23 protein-coding genes are annotated in these 21,265 nt (G+C 36.1%); 13 read left to right on the top strand and 10 right to left on the bottom strand.

The window, feature by feature from the left end; translation table 11 throughout:
* Positions 1-2 precede the first annotated feature (2 nt).
* The 7 genes from WG904_RS18735 to pgl all read left to right on the top strand — a co-directional run bounded on the left by WG904_RS18735 (position 3) and on the right by pgl (position 7,045).
* The gene (locus tag WG904_RS18735; protein ID WP_339580881.1) at positions 3-308 is read left to right on the top strand and encodes a hypothetical protein; all 306 of its coding nucleotides are present in this window, start codon (positions 3-5) and stop codon (positions 306-308) included.
* A 32-nt stretch (positions 309-340) separates the two neighbouring features.
* Positions 341-1,525, top strand: a complete 1,185-nt coding sequence (locus WG904_RS18730; protein WP_339580880.1) for an acetyltransferase domain-containing protein — start codon at positions 341-343, stop codon at positions 1,523-1,525.
* Positions 1,526-1,628: 103 nt separating this feature from the next.
* Complete coding sequence (locus tag WG904_RS18725; RefSeq protein ID WP_339580879.1) at positions 1,629-2,387, top strand: ROK family protein; 759 nt, start codon at positions 1,629-1,631, stop codon at positions 2,385-2,387.
* Positions 2,384-3,001: an HAD-IA family hydrolase gene (locus WG904_RS18720; protein WP_339580878.1), complete on the top strand. Its 618-nt coding sequence runs from the start codon at positions 2,384-2,386 to the stop codon at positions 2,999-3,001. Before WG904_RS18725 ends, WG904_RS18720 begins: the two co-directional genes overlap by 4 nt.
* Positions 2,994-4,415 (top strand): NADP-dependent phosphogluconate dehydrogenase, encoded by a 1,422-nt coding sequence (gndA, locus tag WG904_RS18715; protein ID WP_339580877.1) that lies wholly within the window; start codon positions 2,994-2,996, stop codon positions 4,413-4,415. The genes WG904_RS18720 and gndA overlap by 8 nt, the downstream gene beginning before the upstream one ends.
* Before the next feature lie 170 nt (positions 4,416-4,585).
* Entirely contained in the window at positions 4,586-6,100 is a 1,515-nt protein-coding gene (gene zwf, locus WG904_RS18710) for a glucose-6-phosphate dehydrogenase (protein WP_339580876.1), read from the top strand.
* 216 nt (positions 6,101-6,316) lie between these two features.
* Positions 6,317-7,045 carry a 6-phosphogluconolactonase gene (pgl, locus tag WG904_RS18705; protein ID WP_339580875.1) on the top strand — a complete coding sequence of 243 codons (729 nt, stop codon included), beginning with the start codon at positions 6,317-6,319 and terminating at the stop codon, positions 7,043-7,045.
* 79 nt (positions 7,046-7,124) lie between these two features.
* Here the strand turns inward: pgl and WG904_RS18700 are convergent, their stop codons facing one another.
* Together WG904_RS18700 and WG904_RS18695 are read right to left on the bottom strand one after the other, a co-directional pair.
* Positions 7,125-7,772: a DUF7103 family protein gene (locus WG904_RS18700; protein ID WP_339580874.1), complete on the bottom strand. Its 648-nt coding sequence runs from the start codon at positions 7,770-7,772 to the stop codon at positions 7,125-7,127.
* 22 nt (positions 7,773-7,794) lie between these two features.
* Positions 7,795-8,496 (bottom strand): gasdermin, encoded by a 702-nt coding sequence (locus tag WG904_RS18695; RefSeq protein ID WP_339580873.1) that lies wholly within the window; start codon positions 8,494-8,496, stop codon positions 7,795-7,797.
* Between the two features lie 93 nt (positions 8,497-8,589).
* Here WG904_RS18695 and WG904_RS18690 point away from each other — a divergent pair, with 93 nt between their 5' ends.
* Positions 8,590-9,201, top strand: coding sequence for an alpha-ketoglutarate-dependent dioxygenase AlkB family protein (locus WG904_RS18690; RefSeq protein WP_339580872.1), 612 nt, complete (start codon positions 8,590-8,592; stop codon positions 9,199-9,201).
* A gap of 12 nt (positions 9,202-9,213) precedes the next feature.
* On the opposite strand, the gene WG904_RS18685 is transcribed toward WG904_RS18690, so the two are convergent.
* The 3 genes from WG904_RS18685 to WG904_RS18675 all read right to left on the bottom strand — a co-directional run bounded on the left by WG904_RS18685 (position 9,214) and on the right by WG904_RS18675 (position 12,961).
* Positions 9,214-10,101, bottom strand: coding sequence for a Ppx/GppA phosphatase family protein (locus tag WG904_RS18685; RefSeq protein ID WP_339580871.1), 888 nt, complete (start codon positions 10,099-10,101; stop codon positions 9,214-9,216).
* Positions 10,102-10,106: 5 nt separating this feature from the next.
* A complete protein-coding gene (ppk1, locus tag WG904_RS18680; protein WP_339580870.1) occupies positions 10,107-12,164 on the bottom strand; it encodes a polyphosphate kinase 1 in 2,058 nt (685 codons plus the stop codon).
* Between the two features lie 200 nt (positions 12,165-12,364).
* On the bottom strand, positions 12,365-12,961 hold the full coding sequence (locus WG904_RS18675) for a hypothetical protein (protein ID WP_339580869.1): 597 nt from the start codon (positions 12,959-12,961) through the stop codon (positions 12,365-12,367).
* Between the two features lie 140 nt (positions 12,962-13,101).
* On the opposite strand from WG904_RS18675, the gene WG904_RS18670 reads away from it, so the two are divergent.
* Positions 13,102-13,593, top strand: coding sequence for a YajQ family cyclic di-GMP-binding protein (locus WG904_RS18670; RefSeq protein WP_339580868.1), 492 nt, complete (start codon positions 13,102-13,104; stop codon positions 13,591-13,593).
* Positions 13,594-13,617: 24 nt separating this feature from the next.
* Positions 13,618-14,052, top strand: coding sequence for a GNAT family N-acetyltransferase (locus tag WG904_RS18665; RefSeq protein WP_339580867.1), 435 nt, complete (start codon positions 13,618-13,620; stop codon positions 14,050-14,052).
* Here the strand turns inward: WG904_RS18665 and WG904_RS18660 are convergent.
* From WG904_RS18660 to WG904_RS18645, 4 genes are all read right to left on the bottom strand, one after another.
* Positions 14,047-15,009 carry a glycoside hydrolase family 43 protein gene (locus WG904_RS18660; protein ID WP_339580866.1) on the bottom strand — a complete coding sequence of 321 codons (963 nt, stop codon included), beginning with the start codon at positions 15,007-15,009 and terminating at the stop codon, positions 14,047-14,049. The genes WG904_RS18665 and WG904_RS18660 overlap by 6 nt on opposite strands.
* A 143-nt stretch (positions 15,010-15,152) precedes the next feature.
* Positions 15,153-16,079, bottom strand: a complete 927-nt coding sequence (rlmF, locus tag WG904_RS18655) for a 23S rRNA (adenine(1618)-N(6))-methyltransferase RlmF (protein WP_339580865.1) — start codon at positions 16,077-16,079, stop codon at positions 15,153-15,155.
* Entirely contained in the window at positions 16,079-17,392 is a 1,314-nt protein-coding gene (locus WG904_RS18650; RefSeq protein WP_339580864.1) for a nicotinamide mononucleotide adenylyltransferase, read from the bottom strand. The genes rlmF and WG904_RS18650 overlap by 1 nt, the downstream gene beginning before the upstream one ends.
* Before the next feature lie 685 nt (positions 17,393-18,077).
* The gene (locus tag WG904_RS18645) at positions 18,078-18,356 is read right to left on the bottom strand and encodes a SymE family type I addiction module toxin (protein ID WP_339580863.1); all 279 of its coding nucleotides are present in this window, start codon (positions 18,354-18,356) and stop codon (positions 18,078-18,080) included.
* A 227-nt stretch (positions 18,357-18,583) separates the two neighbouring features.
* Here WG904_RS18645 and WG904_RS18640 point away from each other — a divergent pair, with 227 nt between their 5' ends.
* Together WG904_RS18640 and WG904_RS18635 are read left to right on the top strand one after the other, a co-directional pair.
* Complete coding sequence (locus WG904_RS18640) at positions 18,584-19,198, top strand: hypothetical protein (protein WP_339580862.1); 615 nt, start codon at positions 18,584-18,586, stop codon at positions 19,196-19,198.
* Between the two features lie 28 nt (positions 19,199-19,226).
* Positions 19,227-19,604 carry a hypothetical protein gene (locus WG904_RS18635; RefSeq protein WP_339580861.1) on the top strand — a complete coding sequence of 126 codons (378 nt, stop codon included), beginning with the start codon at positions 19,227-19,229 and terminating at the stop codon, positions 19,602-19,604.
* Positions 19,605-19,795: 191 nt separating this feature from the next.
* Here WG904_RS18635 and WG904_RS18630 read toward each other — a convergent pair whose 3' ends face one another.
* The gene (locus tag WG904_RS18630) at positions 19,796-20,104 is read right to left on the bottom strand and encodes a SymE family type I addiction module toxin (protein WP_339580860.1); all 309 of its coding nucleotides are present in this window, start codon (positions 20,102-20,104) and stop codon (positions 19,796-19,798) included.
* Between the two features lie 243 nt (positions 20,105-20,347).
* On the opposite strand from WG904_RS18630, the gene WG904_RS18625 reads away from it, so the two are divergent.
* On the top strand, positions 20,348-21,262 hold the full coding sequence (locus WG904_RS18625) for a hypothetical protein (RefSeq protein ID WP_339580859.1): 915 nt from the start codon (positions 20,348-20,350) through the stop codon (positions 21,260-21,262).
* Positions 21,263-21,265: the final 3 nt, after the last annotated feature.

Below are 21,265 nucleotides of genomic sequence, written 5' to 3'. Positions count from 1 at the left end.
CCATGATCTACGCCAACAAAAAAATTGCTTCCCCAGCAAACCTTGCTCAACAAACTGCAAAAATTATTGCAAATGTTACAGCTTTGGAAAGCAAAAATCTTATTCGGCTAGAAAGTAATACCGTTTATTTGAAGACTAGCCTTTGGACAGACAAAAAAGTGGCCCTAAATTGGATCGACTGTCTTTTTATCTATTATAAAGTGAAGAAATCATTTAAAAATGATACGCTTTATTTCAAAGACATAGAAAGCGAAGCGTTAATCGGAACATGCATTGATAAAAAAGCTAAGGTTCTTTTAATTAGCTAATTAATCTTAATTTAGATAAAAATCAGTTGCTCATGACCACCGAAAACAAACGTATACTGTCTATTGATATCCTTCGAGGATTTGTAATGATTGTAATGGCATTAGACCATACCCGCGATTTTTTTCTCCTTGGTGGTATGACTACCGATCCGATGAATCCAGATAATACCTATCTTTCTCTTTTTTTTACACGGTGGATAACGCATTTATGCGCTCCAACCTTTGTTTTCCTTTCGGGCATTTCGGCTTATTTATCCTCAAAAAACAAGGATCCTAAGCAAGCAGGAAATTTTTTAATAAAAAGGGGTTTTTGGCTGCTTTTCGTAGAAATTGGCATCATTACGCTAGGTTTAACCTTTAATCCACTGTATAATGTGATTATCCTTCAGGTAATCTGGGCTATTGGCTGGAGCATGATTTTACTTGGCATCTTAAGCAAAATCTCACATCGAGTAGTATCAGTTGTTGGTTTAATCTTATTCTTCGGACATAACCTTTTAAATTACATCACCCTACCAGATGCTACTACTTTTGCTGGGAGGCTCATAGCCGCTACCTTAACCAGTAGTGGCACATTTATTCCGGTAAGCGAAACCCATTCTATAGGTCTATTTTATGTTATTTTACCGTGGACAGGTGCAATGTTCCTTGGCTTCTCAATAGGGCACTGGTACAACAAAGAATTCGATGCCACCACACGCAGAAAGCGCTTATTTTATATCGGTCTTGCTCTATTTTTATCGTTCTTGGTGTTACGTTATTTCGGTTGGTATGGCAACCCAACCCCTCGAAAAGAATATATAGAACCAATTAAAACTTTCTTCTCCTTCTTAAATGTGAGCAAATACCCGCCTTCGTTGCAGTATTATGGGATGACACTCGGCCTCACCATTATGCTCTTATCGCAAATCGAAAATCTTAAAAATAGGTTTGCCAGATTGATGATGGTGTATGGAAACGTTCCCTTTTTCTACTACGTAATTCATTTTTATCTCATTCATTTTATATTGGTAATTGTATTTTTTGCCAGCGGATATGGCACAAAAGACGTCGTTAACCCACAAATTCCATTTCTTTTTCACCCACCAAACCTTGGGTTTAACTTAGGTATAGTCTATTTAATTTGGCTTAGTGTTATTGCCATTCTCTACAAGCCATGTATTTGGTTTCAAAGTTATAAGGCTACTCACTCGCAATGGTGGCTCAGGTATTTGTAAATTAATCAACATTCGCTAACTCTTGTTAATAATTTAGACAGATTTATTACCACTAACCTAAGTATTGATTGTACTTTTGTAGCTGTACTCAAAAACATAATTTATGGCTACGAAAACCAAAATTCCTCAGGGTGATATTTTATCGATCGATATCGGTGGCACAAATATTAAAGCGTGTTTAATGAATCCGAAAGGAAAATTATTAACCGAGTTTAAAAAAACACCTACCCCTAAAAAATCTACTCCAGAAGCAATTTTAGACGGCATAAAAATGCTAACTAAAGATTTTAAAAACTTCGAAAAAATAGCTATTGGTTTTCCGGGTTATGTAAAAATGGGTATTGTTCAAACTGCTCCTAACCTTGCTTTAAATAAATGGGCCAATGTAGACTTAGCACAGCAAGTAGCTAATCTTTTCGGCAAACCTGTACGCTTAATTAACGATGCCGACCAGCAAGGGTTAGGGATTGTAAGTGGAAAAGGTTTCGAAATTGTATTTACATTAGGTACCGGATTCGGCACCTCACTCCTATTTGATGGCGAATTATTGCCCCATTTAGAACTTTCTCACCTTCCAATTAGTAAAACCGAAGATTACGACGATTTTATCGGCGACCGTGGATTTCATGCTGTAGGCAAGAAAAAATGGAATAAACGTTTGCAATATATTATCGAAATCTATAAAACAGTGTTCAACTACGATAAATTGTATATCGGAGGAGGAAACTCTAACGAAATTAATTTCGATCTAGATAAAAACATTAAGTTGGTTTCAAATAAAGACGGCATAAAAGGCGGCGCAAAATTATGGCAGGCCAAAGAAAAATATCACATCCACACCACCTATCCTAAAACAAAATGAATGCCATTAAAGTAGTTTTTTTGGATATTGGAGGCGTATTATTAAGTGACGGGTGGAATCATACTGCACGTATGCAAGCCATAGAAAAGTATAATTTAGAACCTATTCAATTTCAAAAAGATCATTCTGTAGCATTTCCATTGTTCGAAAATGGAAAATTAACCTTAGATCAATACCTCGAATCGGTTGTATTTAGTACTGAACGCACATTTTCTAGAGAGGATTTTAAAGCGTTTATGTTTTCAAAAACAACACAGTTACCCGAGTTTTTACCCTGGTTAATTGATTGGAAAAGGAAAAACAATATTAAAATATTTTCAATCAACAACGAGGGAAAAGAATTTAACGACTATCGAATAAAAAAATTTGGTTTACACCAGTGCTTCGATGCCTTTATTTCCTCTTGTGAGGTTGGCTTTTCTAAACCAGACCCTTGCATATTCAAGTTAGCATTAGGTATCGCACAACAAGAAGCACATGAATGTTTATATTTCGACGACCGGTCTATTCATGTAGCCATCGCCAAACAAATGGGAATTAATGCATTCGTTCACCGAAATTTTAAAGAAAGTAAGCTAATTTTAGAAAGTATAATCGAATCAAAAAATGGATAACAATCAAATAGCACAATATCAATTCGGCATGGTTGGCTTAGGAACCATGGGACGTAATTTATTGTTCAACATGGCCGATAACGGATTTAAGGTTACTGGATATGACAAAAGCGAAAAAATGCTTCAATTTTTTGAAGAAGAAGGTAAAGCACACCAACTTAAAGGTTTTGCTGACATTAATCAGTTCGTAGCTAGCTTGCAATCGCCTCGCACGTTAATTTTATTAGTGCCAGCAGGTCCGATTGTAGATAGCGTTATTGCCGAACTTCAACCCCTACTTGCCGAAGGCGATATTATTATCGATAGTGGAAATTCGTATTTTACAGATACCAGTCGCCGAGCACTCGAATTAAAAGAAAAAGGTATTCATTTCTTCGGAATGGGCATTTCGGGAGGCGAAGAAGGTGCACGTTTTGGTCCGAGCATGATGCCAGGTGGCGATAAAAAAGCATATAGTGTAGTTAAAGAAATGCTCGAGGCCGTATCGGCCAAAGTAAATGGCGAACCTTGTGTTGCCTATATTGGTCCCGGTGCCTCCGGCCACTTCGTAAAAATGACCCACAATGGAATCGAATATGCCATAATGCAATTGCTTGCCGAAACCTATGATATTCTTAAAAATGGACTAAACTATAACAACAGCCAAATTCAACACGTATTCGAAAAATGGAACGAAGGCCGACTAAAATCATTTTTAATGGAAATTACCAAAGATGTTTTTCGCTTTGTTGATGAAAAAACGGGAAATCTGTTAGTTGATGAAATTAAAGACGAGGCAAAATCTAAAGGAACTGGAAAATGGACCTCGCAGGTAGCCATGGATTTAGAAGTGCCCATTCCAACAATAGACTCAGCTGTGTCTAGTCGAAACCTCTCAAAACTTAAAGCTTTACGTACGGCATTAAGTGAAGTGTATACACCAAGTACAGCAATCGAAGCAGATGAAGCATTGATTAATGATTTGGAAGAAGCTTTTTATTTTGCGATGGCATCTGCTTATGCACAAGGCATGCATTTGCTAACCGCAGCTTCGGTTCAATATCAATATGAACTTAACTTGGCCGAAATTGCTAAGATATGGCGCGGTGGATGTATCATTAGAGCAACATTTCTAGAAGATATTTATCAAGCCTATAAAAAACAACCTAATTTGGCACATTTATATGTTGATGATGCCATTCAACAAAAATTAAATTATGGGTTAAAAGGAACTCGTAATGTAGTATGTTCGGCCATTCAATCAGGAATTGCAATTCCTGCTTTTGCAGCTTCACTAACCTATTTCGACACCTTAAAAACCCAGAGAATGCCTTCGAATTTAACCCAAGCACAACGCGATTTCTTTGGTGCGCACACTTTTGAGCGTATTGATAGTGAAGGTATTTTTCACGCAGATTGGAATAATTTAAAATAGCTATGAGAGGTAAGTACTGCGTAATGAGAAATGCAAACTATAGTAACATTTCCACTTTACAACTTTACAACATTGCAACCTCTTAAAAATGAAACCATCATGAGCATCCCTTATACAGAAGTGAATATGCTCATGCTAGCTTCATCACCGATTAAAAAGATAATATACCGATGAAAAAGAAAAATAAGCTCAACCCTACCATATTTGTAATTTTTGGTGGAACCGGCGACTTAAACAAGCGTAAATTAGCACCAGCGCTTTACAATTTATTTACAGAAGGCTACATGCCCGAAAATTTCTCGATTATTGGTACCGGTAGAACCAAATTTACCGACAAAAAATATAGAGACGTAATTTTAGAGAACGTAAACGAATTCTCTAGAAACGGAAAAGTAAAGCAAGAAACTTGGCAGACTTTTGAGCCCAATGTTCGTTACTGCGCTACCGATATTAACACGCCAGATACATTCGAGGGCCTTAAAAAAACCATAGAAGAACTGCAAAAAGAATATGGTAAGGAAACACAAATTATTTACTATTTAGCCGTTGCTCCAAACTTTTTCCCGCTCATTGCAGAGTGTTTATGTAAATATAAATTAACGGAAGATGAAGATAATAGTCGCATTGTAATCGAAAAACCATTTGGTCACGATTTAGAAAGTGCGAAAGAACTAAATTTACTTTTAAGTAAAATCTTTACTGAGAAACAAATTTATCGTATCGATCATTATTTGGGTAAAGAAACCGTTCAAAACATGATGGCTTTTCGTTTTGCCAATTCACTTTTTGAGCCGTTGTGGAACAGAACATATATCGAGCATGTACAGATTTCAGTAACTGAGCAGTTAGGTGTTGGCGATAGAGGTGGTTATTATGAAGGTGCAGGCGCTTTGCGCGATATGATTCAAAATCACTTGTTGCAATTATTGTGCTTGGTTGGAATGGAGGCACCCATTAGCTTCGATGCCGACGAAATTAGAAACCGAAAAGTTGAGGTTTTACAGGCCATGCGCCCGTTTAAACCAGAAGAAATTAGCGCAAATGCGGTTCGCGGCCAATACAGTAAAGGTTGGGTAGAGGGTAAAGAAGTGCCAGGCTACCGACATGAAAATGGAGTAGATGCGCATTCCAACACCGAAACTTTTGCTGCCATCAAATTCTTTATCGATAACTGGCGTTGGCAAGGCATCCCTTTTTACTTACGTACAGGAAAAAGATTAAATCAAACCTCATCCATTATTACGATCCAATTTAAAGATGTTCCGCACCATATCTTTTCATCGGGAGCTACAGAAAATTGGCAACAAAATAGGTTGATCATTAGCATCCAGCCCGAAATGAGCATTCGTTTGCAAGTGCAGGCTAAACGACCTGGGGTAAAAATGAGACTTAATCCGGTCGACATGGTTTTCGATTATAAAGGAACTTACGATACCGATACACCAGAAGCTTACGAAACGTTATTGTTAGATGCCATGAATGGCGATCAAACTTTATTTATGCGAGGCGACCAAGTAGAAACGGCATGGGAATTGGTAATGCCAATTTTAAATGCTTGGGAAAATAAAACTTCACTAAGTTTCCCCAATTACCAAGCCGATAGCTGGGGACCAGAAGATGCCGAAGCGCTGATTGCAAAAGACGGATATAACTGGTTTAAGTTGCCGTTGAAGGAGAAAGAGTGATTTAAATAGTGGGTTGCGAGTTGTCTGGTTGTGGGTTGTGTGGCTGGCGCGGTAAGTCGTCATCTCGAGCGAGTGAGGAACGAACGACGAGAGAACTACCGAAAACGTAAAAAATTTACGTTCTTTGCGCCTCTGCGGTAAAAAAATTATGCATCCTGTGAAGAAGTACTCAGTTTCTCTGTGAAGACTCTGTTTCTATGTGTTAAAAAAATAAAAATGAATCTAAACATTTTCAAATCCGTACCCGAACTCAACGAAGCCCTAATTGCTTACGTTATCGAAATTGGCAATACTGCAATCGCTACAAAAGGCAGATTCGACTTCGTGTTAACAGGGGGCAATTCGCCTAAAGCGCTCTATCAGCAATTGTCAACCACATACAAAGATAAAATAGACTGGAGCAAAGTATATTTCTTTTTTGGTGATGAACGAAATGTGTTACCTGCCCATAAAGATTATAATGGTCTGATGGCAAAGGAAAATTTGTTTAACAACCTTCAAACCCCAGAAAGCCATATTTTTTATGTAGATACTACTTTAATACCAGAATATGCCGCTAGTACCTATAAAAAGGTGATAGAAAATCATTTTAACGAAGAAGAAATTGTTTTTGATCTTATCTTATTAGGCATGGGCGATGATGCGCACACCGCCTCGATATTTCCAGGTACCGACCTAGTGCATAACCAAGAAGAAACCGTAGCAGCCGTTTGGGTAGAAAAATTAAACACTTTCCGCATCAGTTTAACTGCACCGTTAATTAATAAAGCCAAAAACATTGCTTTTATTACCTTTGGCGAAAATAAGGCCGAGGCCTTGAAACACGTAATTGGCGATGAAGAAAAGAATTTCGACCATTATCCCGCGCAGCTCATTAAGCCAATGAATGGCAATTTAGATTGGTTTATAGATGAAAAGGCAGGAAATAAACTTACTTTTAATTAAATACTAAACTAAAAGTAAGTAAACTTTACTACCAACCCTGATCTTCACCACATAACCGTCGAAATAAAATAATATGTTGTTATTTATCCCCTAACAATAACTCTCCTTTTACCAACCATGCAAATCCAAAAGCAAATAACGCAACCGATTCGGGCCAAAATATTCGTTCATTCCCCAGATTAAAGAATTTGAAAGCCGCAATAATTAATAAGCAAATTACCATTATTGCACCACACCCTCTATAAATCATATTTCTTAATCTTTTCTCTTCCGTTTTATCTGCTTTATCTTTTTTGTCAGACTTGGTGAAATATACTAGCAATAAAATGGATAAAGAAATAAAGAAAATACTTGCCGAAATATAATGAATAGTAGTGTATGTCTCTTTCGATAGTCGAATATGATTACAGATTACACATAGCTTTTCTACCCCGTTACATGGAAAAAATGCAACGCCTATTGCCGCCAAGGCTGCAATATTAGTGATCCAATTATCCAATTGTTCTTCATATCCTCGATAAGAAAATAAAAACATAGCCAATGCAATTAGTATCGCTACAAAAACATCTCCTAAGTTCGAGTAATAATAGGCACTAATAGATTTTTCTAGCGGTAAACTACAATAGCTACTATTAAAAAATAATACAATTGGAAGCAGTATACCGAGAAATCCAATTACTCTTCGTACTGCGCAATAGGAAATCAGTTTGTAATTTGTATTGCTCATAACATAATAAAATTAACTCGTATTAAAAAATGTTTCGATTATCTGTCATTAAGGTTAAACGTTGAAATACATTTCTGTCGAAATCTATTCGATAGGCCTTCACTGCAATGGGAAAGTATTGATCACCACTAGAAGTCATTTTTAACTTTGTATTCGAGGCGATGCTGAAATTTAATTTACCAGTTGCAACTTTATTTAGTTCTGCAACCACCGCTGCATCTACTGTAAAATCAGTCTCAATATCAACCAGTAGGTTTTTTGCCATAATTACTCCTGTAATGATCAGGATACGGTTTCTATTGGCATGTTTTAATAATACAGGATTGGCATGTACAAAATCCGCTTGTGATAAGTAATCTTCTACGTTACCTCTAGTGCATTCTCGGGTGAGTGCATGATCATAACTTATCGTTACTGTTTTCCCAAATTTAAGCTTTGCAGAAAGTTCGAGTGTAGCCAATCCGATTGATTTTAACAGCTCGTCGAGTACCGTTAAGCCAATATTAAACCCATATTCGTCTTTAGTTGTGGCATTAACAGCTAAAGATGGACTTTCTATTTCCGTTAAAACAACTGGGCTTACAAATGCATGCCCAACAGTTGCATATTGATATTGCGCCTCTTCAGATGGCTCTTTTAACCAAAGTTGTAATGCATTATGATTTCGAATTGGTCCGCCAATTAAATCATAACCTTGCGATCTTAATGTTTTTGTGAGATTCATTTTGTTAGGTTTTTTATCAAATTTAATCCGAACAACTCCTATCTTTAACCGTAAAAACACCCTAAATTATACCGTGTTTTTACGGTAGTTATCATGGATTTATTCAACAGCACCCCTAATCCGAATTTAAATCTTTTGCCTTATGACGGAACAGTAACGTATTACGGAAGAAGTATGGGCCTGCTTAAAGCAAATTCTTTCTACGATTATCTTCTTGATCAAATTGAATGGAAAAACGATGAAGCCATTATTTTCGGAAAACATATTTTAACCAAAAGAAAAGTGGCTTGGTATGGAGATCAACCTTTTGAATACACTTATTCGAACACTACCAAACAAGCGTTAAGGTGGACGAATCAATTATTGGAGCTAAAGGCAATTTGTGAAGAAAAATCTGGCGAAACCTATAATTCTTGCCTACTTAATCTCTATCACAATGGTGATGAAGGCATGGCCTGGCATAGCGATGGCGAAAAAGATCTTAAAAAAAATGGGGCAATTGCTTCCTTAAGCTTTGGCGCTGAGCGAAAATTTGGCTTTAAACATAAAGAAACCAAAGAAACGGTATACCTCGTTTTAGAACATGGCAGTTTATTGGTGATGAAGGGCACTACGCAAAGTAATTGGTTACATCGGTTACCACCTACAAAACTGGTAAGAAGGCCGAGAATAAATTTAACGTTTAGAACAATTGTTAGCAGTTAAACCTCGTAGATTTTAAAAACCTACGAGGTTTTCTTCTATCAGCAGGTTAATAATCCCATCTACCATCCCAACTTTGGGCACGTAAATTTGTTTTATTCCTGTCCATTTCATCAAGGTTAGGAAAATCTCGCAGGCTGGGATAATTACATCTGCCCGATCTTGGTTTAATTTCATTATAGTAATTCTTTCCTTTAAAGAATAACCATTTAGCTCGTTATAAAGGGCTTTTAATTTTAAGAATGTTAATGGCATATCATCTTTTTCGCCCGACATGCGGAAGAGTTTATTAATATTTCCCCCGGTACCAATGCCTGCTAAATTTTTTAAATCTTTGGTATGCAGTTTCACCCAGTTTCGCATTTCGTCCCACGTTTCATCCTTATCTTGATTGTCGAGGATCCGAATGGTTCCAATATTAAAAGATTTCGATGCCAAGGGTTGCTTATTTACGAAAACCGATAATTCGGTACTTCCTCCACCCACATCGATGTATAAATAACTCTTTTTATGATCTAAATCATTCTCAATATGGTTTGCATAAATGATATTTGCTTCTCTTTGCCCTTCAATAATCTCTAAATCGACACCTGCTTCTTCCTTTATTTTCTTAATAATCGATAATCCATTTTCGGCTTCGCGCATGGCAGATGTAGCACAGGCCAAATAGGCTTTTACATGATATACATCCATTAAATTTTTAAAGGCCGACATGGTTTTCACCAAATCGTCGATTTTTTTTGGCGATATTTTATGATCTAAAAAAGCATCGTCGCCCAAGCGCAGGGGTACGCGCACCAAGGTATTTTTCTTGAAGCTATTCCCCTTTTCGTTTTGAGAAATATCTGCAATTAATAATCTAACAGCATTTGATCCTATATCTATGGCGGCGTATCGTAGCATGAGCGTTATTGATGTTTATTTTTTAAGTAATTATAGGTCTGAACCTGTGCTCTAATTTTTGTCGTTAATCGGTTCTTATGGTATTTATTGTTGTTCAATTTGGTAATATCCCTCGCCTTCACATTGTCTTGAAGCTGAAACTCAATAATATCTCTAATTTCTTGTTTAACCTCTTTATCCAATACCGGAAAACCTACTTCTACACGATGCTCAAAGTTTCGGCTCATTAAATCGGCAGACGATAAGTACATCTCTTCTTTACCGTCATTGCCATAAATAAACACCCGAGCATGTTCCAAATACTTATCTATAATGCTAATTACCGTTATGTTTTCGCTAAATCCTTTCTCTCCTGGTATTAAACAGCAAATGCCACGAACAATTAACTTAATTTTAACTCCAGCATTGCTGGCTTCATATAATTTTTCGATTACCCCCTCATCGGCCAAGCTGTTTACTTTAAAAATTAAATACGCAGGTTTACCGCTTTTAGCAATTTTTATCTCTCTGTTAATTAAATTATAAATTTTGTTTCTACTCTCTAATGGGGATACAATTAAGTGTTTAAAACCTTTCGCTAAGGTTTTTTTATTTAATGCAGCAAACAGCTTTACCAAATCTGAGGTAATTTCTTTCTTTGCGGTAAAAATACTATGGTCACCATAAATCCTTGCAGTTTTCTCGTTAAAATTACCAGTCGCTAGATTGGCGTAATACACGGTTCTTCTCTTTTCGATTCGCTTAACCAAGCAAATTTTTGAGTGTACTTTATAGTCTGTTAACCCATAATTAACATTTACACCTTCTTCTTCAAGCTTATTGGTCCAAAAGATATTCGCTTTTTCGTCGAATCGTGCTTTTAGCTCTACTAAGCAGTTTACTTTTTTACCGTTCTTGGCTGCGTTAATTAAGGCATTGATAACTTTCGAATTTTCGGCCAAGCGGTATAAGGTGATGTTAATTTCGGTTACTTTAGGATCTATTGCCGCTTCACGCAGAAATAAAATAATGTAATCGTACGATTGATAGGGAAGGTTAATCAAATAATCGCGGGCGGCCAGCTTATTAAAAATACTCTCGGTGCGGTGCAATCCTTTCACTTTTAAAGGGAGTGTGGGTGTGTATTCCAACGAACTATCACCAACATTAGGGAAGGCTATAAAGTCGCCAAAACGATGGTATCGATTACCAGGTATTAGGCTTTCGGCTTCTATTTTCATCTTTGAAATGAGCACGCTCAGCATTTCGAATGGCATTTCGGTATCGTATAATAAACGCATCGGTTTCCCTTTTTTGCGTTTATCCAGACTGCTTTTTAGTTCTTCGATAAATTTATCACTAATATTTTTGTCGATATCGAGCTCTGCATCACGGGTAAGTTGAATAGAAAAGGCTTCAATTTGGTCGTAATTAAACACGAAAAAAACGTCATCGAGACAATATTTAATAATATCTTCTGCAAGGATGATAAATTTTAAGCCATTGGTTTCGGGCAAAACTAAAAACCGTGGTAAATTTTCGGGTAGTTCGATCAGCGCGTATTTTTCATTTTTCTTAGTGCCTATTTTTGTTAAGCGTACAAAAAAATACAAGTACCTGTCTTTTAATTCTGGAAAAGGTTTATCTAAGTCGATTAGAATGGGAACCAGATTGGATAGAATTCTATTGATGAAGTGGCTTTTCACAAACTCGCCACGTGTTACGTTAAGCTGAGTTTCGTTTAAGATAAAAATTCTATTCTTTGCAAGCTGGTTAATTAATATTTCTTGAAAGAGCGATTCAAATTTTCGCTCGTGCTTAACTACAATGTTTTTGATTTCGTTAAGTATCTTTTTAGGATTTAAGCCTAATACTTCCTTGGCCTTATCGTTTAAATTGCTTAGCCTCGACATGGTGGCCACCCTAACCCGATAGAACTCTTCTAAGTTTGAAGAAAATATGGAAAGAAATTTAATTCGTTCAATTAAGGGAACACTTTCGTCGGCCGCTTCTTGAAGTACGCGCTCATTAAAATGTAACCAGCTAATTTCTCGATTTAAAAACGGTAGCTTTTTCTTCGCCATTTCATATTTTTATAATATTTTTTCTCTTGTTAGCTATTGCTTAAAAAATTAAAAAAATCCTCCGGGTTTAATCAGAGGATTTCCAAAATTGCATATTTTACTGTTAAGTTAGTGTTAACTTTTAGTTCATTGATTAATTAGTCATTATTTCATTTGGTAGGTGCACAATCAATGAACTAGTGAACAAATAAATCCGTGAATTATTTCTTCGTAGCCGGAGTTGCTTTCTTAGCAGGTGCTTTTTTAACTGGAGCCTTTTTAACTGGAGTTTTCGTAGCAGTGTTGGCTGCTGCTTTAGCAGCTGTAGCTGTTGAAGTTGCTTTTGATGCGGATTTTTTTACAGGTGCTTTTGCTTTAGTAGCAACTTTTCGTGCAGTTGTTTTAATGGCTTCCTCAGCTTTTTTCTCGGTAGCAATAGCATCAACTTTTACGCTACTTACGGCTGGTCGAGCTTTTTTTGCTGCTTTTTTTACCACTTTGGTAACCGTTTTATCTACTTTCTTCATTAATTTCTGAGCGTCTTTCTTCGCCATTTTAACCTTTTTAGCAGCAGGTTTCTTTTCGGCTTTAATTTCTTCGAGCTTAGTTTCTACTGCATTTTTCGCTTCCTGGAATTTCTTAGAAAGCTTTTTTGCCACTACTTTACTCGCATTGGCGATATCTTCGCCAATAACTTCAGCATTATGACCTAAACTTTTCACAGCTTCTAAAAACCGCTCAGTTAAGGTATGCTCCAACTGCTTTTTAGCAGATTTCTTGGTAGCTTTTTTAGTTGGTTTTGTTTTATTGGTTTTCATTTATTTTTAATTTATTCGTTGTGAATTTATATTTATAATTATTTGAACATCTTCAGTTCATATCTGTTTATTTTGTGTTATTTTGTAATTTAAACGATTATTTCATAAATCTATTCATTTTAATTAAAAAAGCTATACTCATGCCTACTTTCGATATCGTAAGCAAAGTAGATGCGCAAACCTTAGATAATGCCATCAACAATGCTAAAAAAGAGATTTTAAATCGTTATGATTTTAATGGCTCTAATAGTACTATAGAATTAGAAAAGAAGACAAACGTAATTACAATCGTTACTGAAGATGATATGCGTTTGAAAGCTATAACCGATTCAATTATTTCCCGTATGATGAAACAAAGTTTAGACCCAAAAAGTTTGGATTTCGGCAAAGAATCTGCAGCATCGGGCAATATGATCCGAAAAGAGATCAAAATTAAAGAGGGCTTGGATAAAGAAGCTGCGAAAAAAATTGTTGCCAAAATTAAAGCGAGCAACTTAAAAGTACAAGCTTCGATGATGGATGATCAAGTTCGGGTACAGAGCAAAAATATAGACGACTTGCAAAAAGTAATTTCGCTATGCAGAGGTGAAGATTTCGGTCAGCCACTCCAGTTCATCAATATGAGGAATTAATTTTGGGTTTATTAGTTGGTTTGTATGGAGATTTCTGAAAACGATTTTATTTTCTCAGACGATTCTAAGTTGATCGATGTGGTTGCTGTGCATCGATATTTGAGCGAAGAATCGTACTGGGCGAAGAATATTCCTTTTGATACGGTAAAAACATCCATATCCAATTCGTTGTGCTTTGGCATCTATAAAGGCACCAAGCAGGTGGGTTTTGCACGCTGGGTTACCGATAAGGCCACTTTTGCGTATTTGTGCGATGTGTACGTAGAGACCAACTACCGCGGTTTAGGCCTTTCCAAAAAATTAATGTCGTTGATGATGTTCCATCCCGATTTGCAGGGCTTAAGGACCTATACCTTGGGCACGCTCGACGCGCATGGCTTGTATGCACAATACGGCTTCAAGCCTTTGGCTATGCCCGAGAGAAGAATGGAGATTGTGGTTAAAGATATTTACTTATAACTTACTTTTTTCTACCCCCTCTTTCGAAATTTTAACTGGGTTAATCAAACCATTTTCATCGAACGACATTTCGTCGATACAGGTTACTCTGTGGTTACCATCTTTTTCGCCTAATGGTCTTCTATGATAGATGATGTAATATTTTTTGGTTTTAGGATTTTGAATTACCGAATGATGTCCCGCGCCAGTAGCTATTGAAGGGTCTTGCGTTAAAATTCGTCCAATTCGTTTAAAAGGACCTAATGGCGAATCGGCCATAGCATAGGCTACAAAATAATTAGGCCCTGTCCACCCTCCTTCAGACCACATAAAATAATATTTTCCATTCCGGATAAACATAAATGGCCCCTCCACGTAGCCCTCTGGAGTTATTTCTTTGAAGGTAGACCCATCCGGATGAGGTACGAAGCCTGTAAAATCGTTATTCAGTTTTGCGATATTGCAATGCGACCAGCCCCCATAAATTAAGTAATGCTGATTATCTTTATCTTTAAAAACAAATTGATCAATAGGTTGTGCCTTATTGTAAAACTGAGCAACTAAAGGTTTACCAATATGGTCTTTAAAGGGACCATCTGGTTTATCGGCCACGGCCACACCAATTCCGCCTATTTCTTTATCGCTCTGTATATCATTCGCTCCGAAAAACAGATAATACTTATTGTCTTTTTTGATTATCGATGGTGCCCACATAGCTTTATTGGCCCACTTAATGGCCGCCGTATCGATAATGCGTTCATGCTTTTTCCAAGTCACTAAATCTTTCGACGAAAAAGCATCCATAAACACCTGCTCCTTATATTTTGCCGAATAGGTAGGGTAAATCCAATAGGTTTTACCGAACACCTGGCCTTCAGGATCTGCATACCATCCTGGAAACAAGGGATTCCCCGATTTTTGGGCTTGAGAAAATAGCGGGATAAGAAAAAGGATGAGGGTAAATCGATTTAGTTTCATAATGCAAGATAAAGAAAATTTTTACGTAAATAGTCATTTAGAGCAAGTGAAATAATGACAGAACTAAAGAAAAAATGCTATAGATATCTCCTCGCTACGCTGCGTTCGATATGACGGTACTATCAGTTTTTAACATGACGGTACTACCAGTTTTTAACCCAATCTTCCTGTTCTTTAACTGATAAAAAGGTCCATGCCACAATTCTACTTACTTTATTACCAGTAACCATACTATTAGTGCGTACATCAGCAGTATCTGCGCGTTTTAACATTGCATAAACAGCAGGGAGATTTTCGCTCTTCGAAACTAAGCTGGTAAACCATAAAACTTGTTTGCTAAATACTTTACTTTCATCGATCATCTTCGAGATAAAGCCACTCTCACCACCTTCAGTCCACAATTCTCCAGCTTTACCACCAAAATTTAGCGTTGGTTTTACGTAATTTTTGTTTCCCAGGTTTCTCACCTTTCTCTGCGTGCCTGCTAAGGCATCGGCGGCCGAAGCATGGAAAGGCGGGTTACAAATGCTTAGATCGAAGCGTTTTTCTTTATGGATAATTCCTTTGAAGATGGCATGTTTGTTAGGTTGATGTTTTATTTCGATTGCCTGAGTAAGCGAAGGATTAACATTAACGATATTTGTTGCAGATTGCAATGCTATGAGGTCGATTTCTGACCCTGTAAAAGTCCACCCATATTCTTGATGACCAATAATTGGATACACACAATTTGCCCCCACTCCAATATCTAATACCTTAATTTTATTTCCTTTTGGGATAATGTCATTATTTGATGAAGCTAGCAAATCTGCAGAGTAATGGATATAATCTGCTCGCCCCGGAATGGGTGGGCAAAGATAACCTTCAGGGATATCCCAATATTTGATAGTATAAAAATACGCTAAAAGTGATTTATTTAAGCATTTTACGGCATCAGGATTTGCAAAATCTATCGATTCATCACCATATTTATTCACGCTTACAAAAGCGGCAAGTTCTGGCGTAGATTTAACTAAGCGTTTAAAATCGTAGCGATCATGATGTTTATTTCTCGGATGCAGAGTACTCATTACACCGTTTTAACATCGTCTTCGCTGTAATCGTTAATATCGGTGATATAGCCATTAAGTAATAAGAAATCGAACAAGGGCTTGGCATCTGGCGTTACTGGCATATTTGTGGTAGAAATAACAGTATTTGTTTTTTTATCGATAAATGGGTAGGCAAAAAGCTTAACATTTTGAGTAAACATATCGCTTACGTATGCCAAAAGCTGACTAGAATAATTTTCGCCAAAGTTTGTCGAGTTAAATACAAACTTAAGATTGTTAATGTTGGTAGAAATACCTACGCTTTTTGGTTTACATCTACCCAAATATTTCGCCAGTCTATTGTGACGAGTAAAGTTCGAGACAATCACCAAATTCCCTGTATTGCACATGTCTTCTGCTCTTTTCGCAACGGCTTCCAAATCGATATCATCGGGTGTTTCTTGCCCGTCGGTTAAGACATTGGTTAATAGCACTTCGATCATCATGGCAAGATTTCCTTCTTCAACTTTGTTGGTGCGCTTAAACTGGTCGGTGGCTTTATTAAACAAATTAAAGTTTGGTAATGATTTTTGCCCGAATTTGGTACGCAAAATCATGATATCCTTTTTATAGAGTAAATCCTTTGCTTGGCGAGGATGCCCATCCGAATCAAAAATTGCGGCAGCAGAAAAATCTTTCATGATTAGATACAAATTTAACAAAGTATTATTTACATCCTTAAAAACTGGCCCTTTAACCGAAATTAAATCAATTTCTACCGATCCCACCGTTAAATTGTCTGCTAACGATTCGATCATTACTTTTGGCTCATGATGATGATAAAAAGCTGCATACACCAAATTTACGCCGATAATACCCAATACACGCTGTTGCATATTTACATCGGTATCGAGTAAGCGAACATGAAAAAATATTTCGTTTGGCAAGCCACCCGCTTCCGTCTGAAAGCGAATGCCTACCCAGCCGTGTGGCTCGTTGGTACGTTTAAAATTAAGTGTTGTTACGGTATTTGCGAAGGCGAAAAACGTTCTGTTCTCATATTTTTCAGCTAACAAACGTTCGTTAAGCAAGCTAAATTCATGTTCGAGCATACGTAAAAGCCTATTTTGGCTTACATACCTCCCCGATGCTTCCGCTCCGTAAATGGCATCACTGAAGGCCATATCGTAGGCCGACATAGTTTTAGCAACGGTACCCGCCGCAGCACCAGCAGTAAAAAAATTACGTGCTACTTCTTGTCCAGCTCCAATTTCGGCAAAAGTGCCATAGATTTTTTCGTTTAGGTTTATTTTTAATGCTTTTCGCTTGGTATCAAAGATTTCTCTTTCCATGGGGCAAAACTACGAAAAATCGTTGAGTAGGTCAATTATTGTTCCTCTCTTGCTTTAGGTTATTGTTTTTTAAAATGTGACCTGATGTGTGTATGATTTAAAATAAATTATATTTGAAAACAATAAAGAAAGCGAATCTAAATTTATCAACTAGGTTACTTATTAGTAGGATGTTGAGTTTGAAGAATAAAGGAAGAGGGATTCGTCTATTTGAGAGTTTGTGGCAAGCCTGGGCGCATACCCCTCATTGCGCAAAACCTTTCAAGTTTAAAAAAATGTCGGGCAAATTGCCCGACAAATTCTCTTATTGCTTGATCTTAGATCATAGGCTAAAATTCTCATTTAACCACTTCTTAACATTAGCATGACTCCGGGTTGAGCTTGGAAGTTTGTCCCGTAGTGCATCTTCTAGTTTGTTTAGAGTTGACTGACTAGTCCATGACTTATCCGTCATGTATCTATTAAGAAAAGGAAGGACTTCATAACCTTCATGTCTGTCAAGAAGCACCTTGTCAGGAAAACCAGTAATTTTAGCGTTGTCGCTTTCTGCGGATGCAGTCCAAGAATACTTAAGCTTTAAATCGCTCTTTTTAAAATTTGCCATATTATTATCTAAATTAATAAGGTCGAAAAATATTCTTTTTAGATTGCAAAATTTTACGGGAAACCATAGTCAGAAAATCATTTAATTTTCTTTCTCCAACTCAATAATTAGCTTCCCTTTCTTTTGGATAATAATTACATGGTCGTTGTATTCAAAACCAGTCTTTCGCAACCACTCCCCTTGCAATAATATTTGAGGAACAATTGACTCGCTCCAAGTAGATTGCATGTGCTTTGGTTGGATTTTTAATCGACGTTGGCCATCTGGAAGTTTAGGCTTTCTTGTTTCACAAGCACCGCATTTACAAATTTTGTTTGGTTGGAGTTCTTGGGTAACTTTTGGATTTTTCGACGTTCGCATAATAGAAAAATTTTAAAATACCAGGTCGCTGCGAACGTCGCCGGAGACCGGAAAAGCACAGTACTTTCAACTGCTCGCCTGGATATTGTTAATAAAATTTGTCAACTGGATTGCCCCAGCGACGTTCGCATTATAAAGATAGGAAATAGAAATTTATTAATCGGAGATAAACGGATAAACTTTTTAAGACTTTAATATTTTGTAGCTTTAAGATATATTTAAGTCCGATGAGAAAAACTAAATATCTACTACTATCAACATTATCCTTTATCGTATCCATTATTGGATATCTCGGGTTGAAGCTAGCGATCATTGGGGTTACGATCGGAGTAGCTTTATTATCCGAAAAATATATTGGTGAAATTGGAATAACATTTGGTTATATTCTTGGGTTGTTTACAGGTGGGATTTTGTTTACTGGTCTCCAAAAATTATACCCGTACATAGAGAAACTAGACAATTATGTCAAAACGCATAAAGACTATCCATATACAAAAAGATTTGGCAAGAACTATCCTCATCCAGAACCAAAAGACTTTGACATCTCTGAAACAGAATTCAAAGAATATAATAAGAGATTTCAGTTTGAATTTATAAGAATAATTTTTACTTACGGAGTATGTATAACAGGAAGTATTTATCTAATTACCATTAAAGTCAAAGGTGTTAATGGAATATTGCTTCTTGGAAGTCTAATAACTACTGCAGTGCTTCTTGATTATCTTTTTGAATATCTTAATACAAAGATTTCAATGAGGCATCAACATTTCAAGAAGATTAACAAATTTCAACAATCACTCAGAATTTATTATAAGATTAGAAATGAAAATTCAAAAATATAAAATCATACAATGACCCATAGAATATCGTATGCAATCAGATGAAACATCAATAGTGCTAATTAAAAAAGCTGCCAAAATAGAACGTGAAATTTTATTAGAAGTACAAAAAAAGATAGATCAATTTTTACCTTTTTTAACTCTAGAAAAAAAACGCAGACTAGAATTTTCAAGCCTCAAAATAAATGAAGTGTATTATCAAATATTTTTAGAAAAAATAATTTCTAATGATGTTCTTATTAATGTTGAAAAAATGGATGATTTCGTTCAAAATGAATCGGATTTGCGTGTAAATAAAATTCTAGATTTAAATCTCGATAGTTTATCAAAATCCGAGAAAGAAATACTTGATAAAAAATTAAAAACGTTGGATAAGGTAGCTGAGAACATTAAAAATAAAAATTATTAATACGCCTAACAGGTGGTTTGGCGAAATTGACGGAAATTCAAATACAACCTGTTATATCGCATAGGAATTAATGTAGCCACCAACTTGCGCCAAGCCCCGGGGCGTTAGGCGTAACTCTGGGCGCATACACCTCAAGTTGCAAAACCTTTCAAGTTTTATTAATCTGTCGGGCAATCGCCCGACAGATTAATCTAATTCTCTTTCTCCAACTCAATAATTAGCTTTCCTTCCTCTTGGGTAATAATTACGTTGTTGTTGTATTCAAAACATGTTTTACGTAACCACTCACCTTGTAATAATATTTGTGGTACAACAGCCGTAGCCCAGGTGTACTGCATGTGTTTTGGTTGAATTTTTAACCGCCTCACTCCTTCAGGAAGTTTGGGTTTTCTTGGCTCACAAGCACCACATTTACAGATTTTGTTTGGTTGGAGTTCTTGAATGATTTTTTTGGTTTTTGGGATTAAACCCAATACTTCTTGATTTTTTGATACACGCATTGTAAAAAAATAAAAGTCCAGGTCGCCGCGTGTATCACCGGAGTACGGAAAAACTACAGTACTTTCAACTGCTCGCCTGGATATGGTAAATATATAAATTAACTGGACTTCTCCAGTGAAACACGCATCATAAAGATGCGATCTAGATTTTTGCTAGACGGAGGATAAACGGATAAAATCGGATAATTTTTAAATGCCATAAAGTTGTGTAGATTTATCAATAACATTTAATATATCATAACAATGAACAGCAATATATATTGGCCAGTATATAAAAATATAGAGAGTGAATTTAATAATCTAATGTTTGCAATACATATTGACGACTTTCAGTTAAATGTATATTCTTCTAAGATAACTGACTTAATTTTAAGGTCTTCCACAGAAATAGAATCACTATCAAAAGAATTATATAAACTTTACGAAGGAACAAAAATAAATAACATACGCTATGATGAAGATGCGCTACATTATCTGAATTCATTATGGAATTTAGAAGATAAAATTGTATTGATCAGTTCTTATAACTGCTTTGTAACAAAAAAAGAAGTTAGGCCTTTCTTAAAAACTGAAAAAAGAACAGGCTCTCAACGATTAACTTATACATGGAATAATGCATATCAAAACTTGAAGCATGATAGAGGTAACTCCATCAACTTCGGAAACATAAAATATTTGATTGATGTGACATGTGCCTTATTTCTATTAAATGTATATTATAAAGATGTGGTTTATGACTTGAACGACAATTCTAGTGGCTCTAATTTCGATGATAGTTTAGGCTCAACAATCTATTCGATTAAACTACATGTTAATTCAGGAGTAAGTGGAAGTGAATTATACAATAAAAATTCCGATTTTTCAGAATGCACTTATCTACTCAAAGCTACAGATGAAACACACTTTGAATTTCAACAAGTTATAAGTAAAATTCGTAATGAAACCGCTGAAAGAACACGCAATGAATCTTTCAAAGTGATAGAGCAAAATCTTGACCTTTATAAAGACTTAGTATCATTAACTCCTGAAATAAAGGAAATAGTTGAGAAGGCTAATACGAAAAGTATTATTTCAGTAGCTCAAAAAAATGGGAAATTACTATCTGAAAAGTTTAAATCTTTAAAATACCATAGCGTTTTAAATAAAAATCAATATTAAAGA

Source organism: Pedobacter anseongensis (assembly GCF_037482965.1).
Classification (GTDB): Bacteria; Bacteroidota; Bacteroidia; order Sphingobacteriales; family Sphingobacteriaceae; genus Pedobacter; species Pedobacter anseongensis.
Note: the sequence above shows the minus strand (reverse complement) of the source record. Positions and strands in the feature narration are given on the sequence as shown.

What these genes read in the sequence shown, in the direction of transcription:
- WG904_RS18735 (WP_339580881.1), top strand. Translation starts at nt 3, where the DNA reads ATGATCTACGCCAACAAAAAAATTGCTTCCCCAGCAAACCTTGCTCAA.
- WG904_RS18730 (WP_339580880.1), top strand. Translation starts at nt 341, where the DNA reads ATGACCACCGAAAACAAACGTATACTGTCTATTGATATCCTTCGAGGA.
- WG904_RS18725 (WP_339580879.1), top strand. Translation starts at nt 1,629, where the DNA reads ATGGCTACGAAAACCAAAATTCCTCAGGGTGATATTTTATCGATCGAT.
- WG904_RS18720 (WP_339580878.1), top strand. Translation starts at nt 2,384, where the DNA reads ATGAATGCCATTAAAGTAGTTTTTTTGGATATTGGAGGCGTATTATTA.
- gndA (WP_339580877.1), top strand. Translation starts at nt 2,994, where the DNA reads ATGGATAACAATCAAATAGCACAATATCAATTCGGCATGGTTGGCTTA.
- zwf (WP_339580876.1), top strand. Translation starts at nt 4,586, where the DNA reads ATGAAAAAGAAAAATAAGCTCAACCCTACCATATTTGTAATTTTTGGT.
- pgl (WP_339580875.1), top strand. Translation starts at nt 6,317, where the DNA reads ATGAATCTAAACATTTTCAAATCCGTACCCGAACTCAACGAAGCCCTA.
- WG904_RS18700 (WP_339580874.1), bottom strand. Translation starts at nt 7,772, where the DNA reads ATGAGCAATACAAATTACAAACTGATTTCCTATTGCGCAGTACGAAGA.
- WG904_RS18695 (WP_339580873.1), bottom strand. Translation starts at nt 8,496, where the DNA reads ATGAATCTCACAAAAACATTAAGATCGCAAGGTTATGATTTAATTGGC.
- WG904_RS18690 (WP_339580872.1), top strand. Translation starts at nt 8,590, where the DNA reads ATGGATTTATTCAACAGCACCCCTAATCCGAATTTAAATCTTTTGCCT.
- WG904_RS18685 (WP_339580871.1), bottom strand. Translation starts at nt 10,101, where the DNA reads ATGCTACGATACGCCGCCATAGATATAGGATCAAATGCTGTTAGATTA.
- ppk1 (WP_339580870.1), bottom strand. Translation starts at nt 12,164, where the DNA reads ATGGCGAAGAAAAAGCTACCGTTTTTAAATCGAGAAATTAGCTGGTTA.
- WG904_RS18675 (WP_339580869.1), bottom strand. Translation starts at nt 12,961, where the DNA reads ATGAAAACCAATAAAACAAAACCAACTAAAAAAGCTACCAAGAAATCT.
- WG904_RS18670 (WP_339580868.1), top strand. Translation starts at nt 13,102, where the DNA reads ATGCCTACTTTCGATATCGTAAGCAAAGTAGATGCGCAAACCTTAGAT.
- WG904_RS18665 (WP_339580867.1), top strand. Translation starts at nt 13,618, where the DNA reads ATGGAGATTTCTGAAAACGATTTTATTTTCTCAGACGATTCTAAGTTG.
- WG904_RS18660 (WP_339580866.1), bottom strand. Translation starts at nt 15,009, where the DNA reads ATGAAACTAAATCGATTTACCCTCATCCTTTTTCTTATCCCGCTATTT.
- rlmF (WP_339580865.1), bottom strand. Translation starts at nt 16,079, where the DNA reads ATGAGTACTCTGCATCCGAGAAATAAACATCATGATCGCTACGATTTT.
- WG904_RS18650 (WP_339580864.1), bottom strand. Translation starts at nt 17,392, where the DNA reads ATGGAAAGAGAAATCTTTGATACCAAGCGAAAAGCATTAAAAATAAAC.
- WG904_RS18645 (WP_339580863.1), bottom strand. Translation starts at nt 18,356, where the DNA reads ATGCGAACGTCGAAAAATCCAAAAGTTACCCAAGAACTCCAACCAAAC.
- WG904_RS18640 (WP_339580862.1), top strand. Translation starts at nt 18,584, where the DNA reads ATGAGAAAAACTAAATATCTACTACTATCAACATTATCCTTTATCGTA.
- WG904_RS18635 (WP_339580861.1), top strand. Translation starts at nt 19,227, where the DNA reads ATGCAATCAGATGAAACATCAATAGTGCTAATTAAAAAAGCTGCCAAA.
- WG904_RS18630 (WP_339580860.1), bottom strand. Translation starts at nt 20,104, where the DNA reads ATGCGTGTATCAAAAAATCAAGAAGTATTGGGTTTAATCCCAAAAACC.
- WG904_RS18625 (WP_339580859.1), top strand. Translation starts at nt 20,348, where the DNA reads ATGAACAGCAATATATATTGGCCAGTATATAAAAATATAGAGAGTGAA.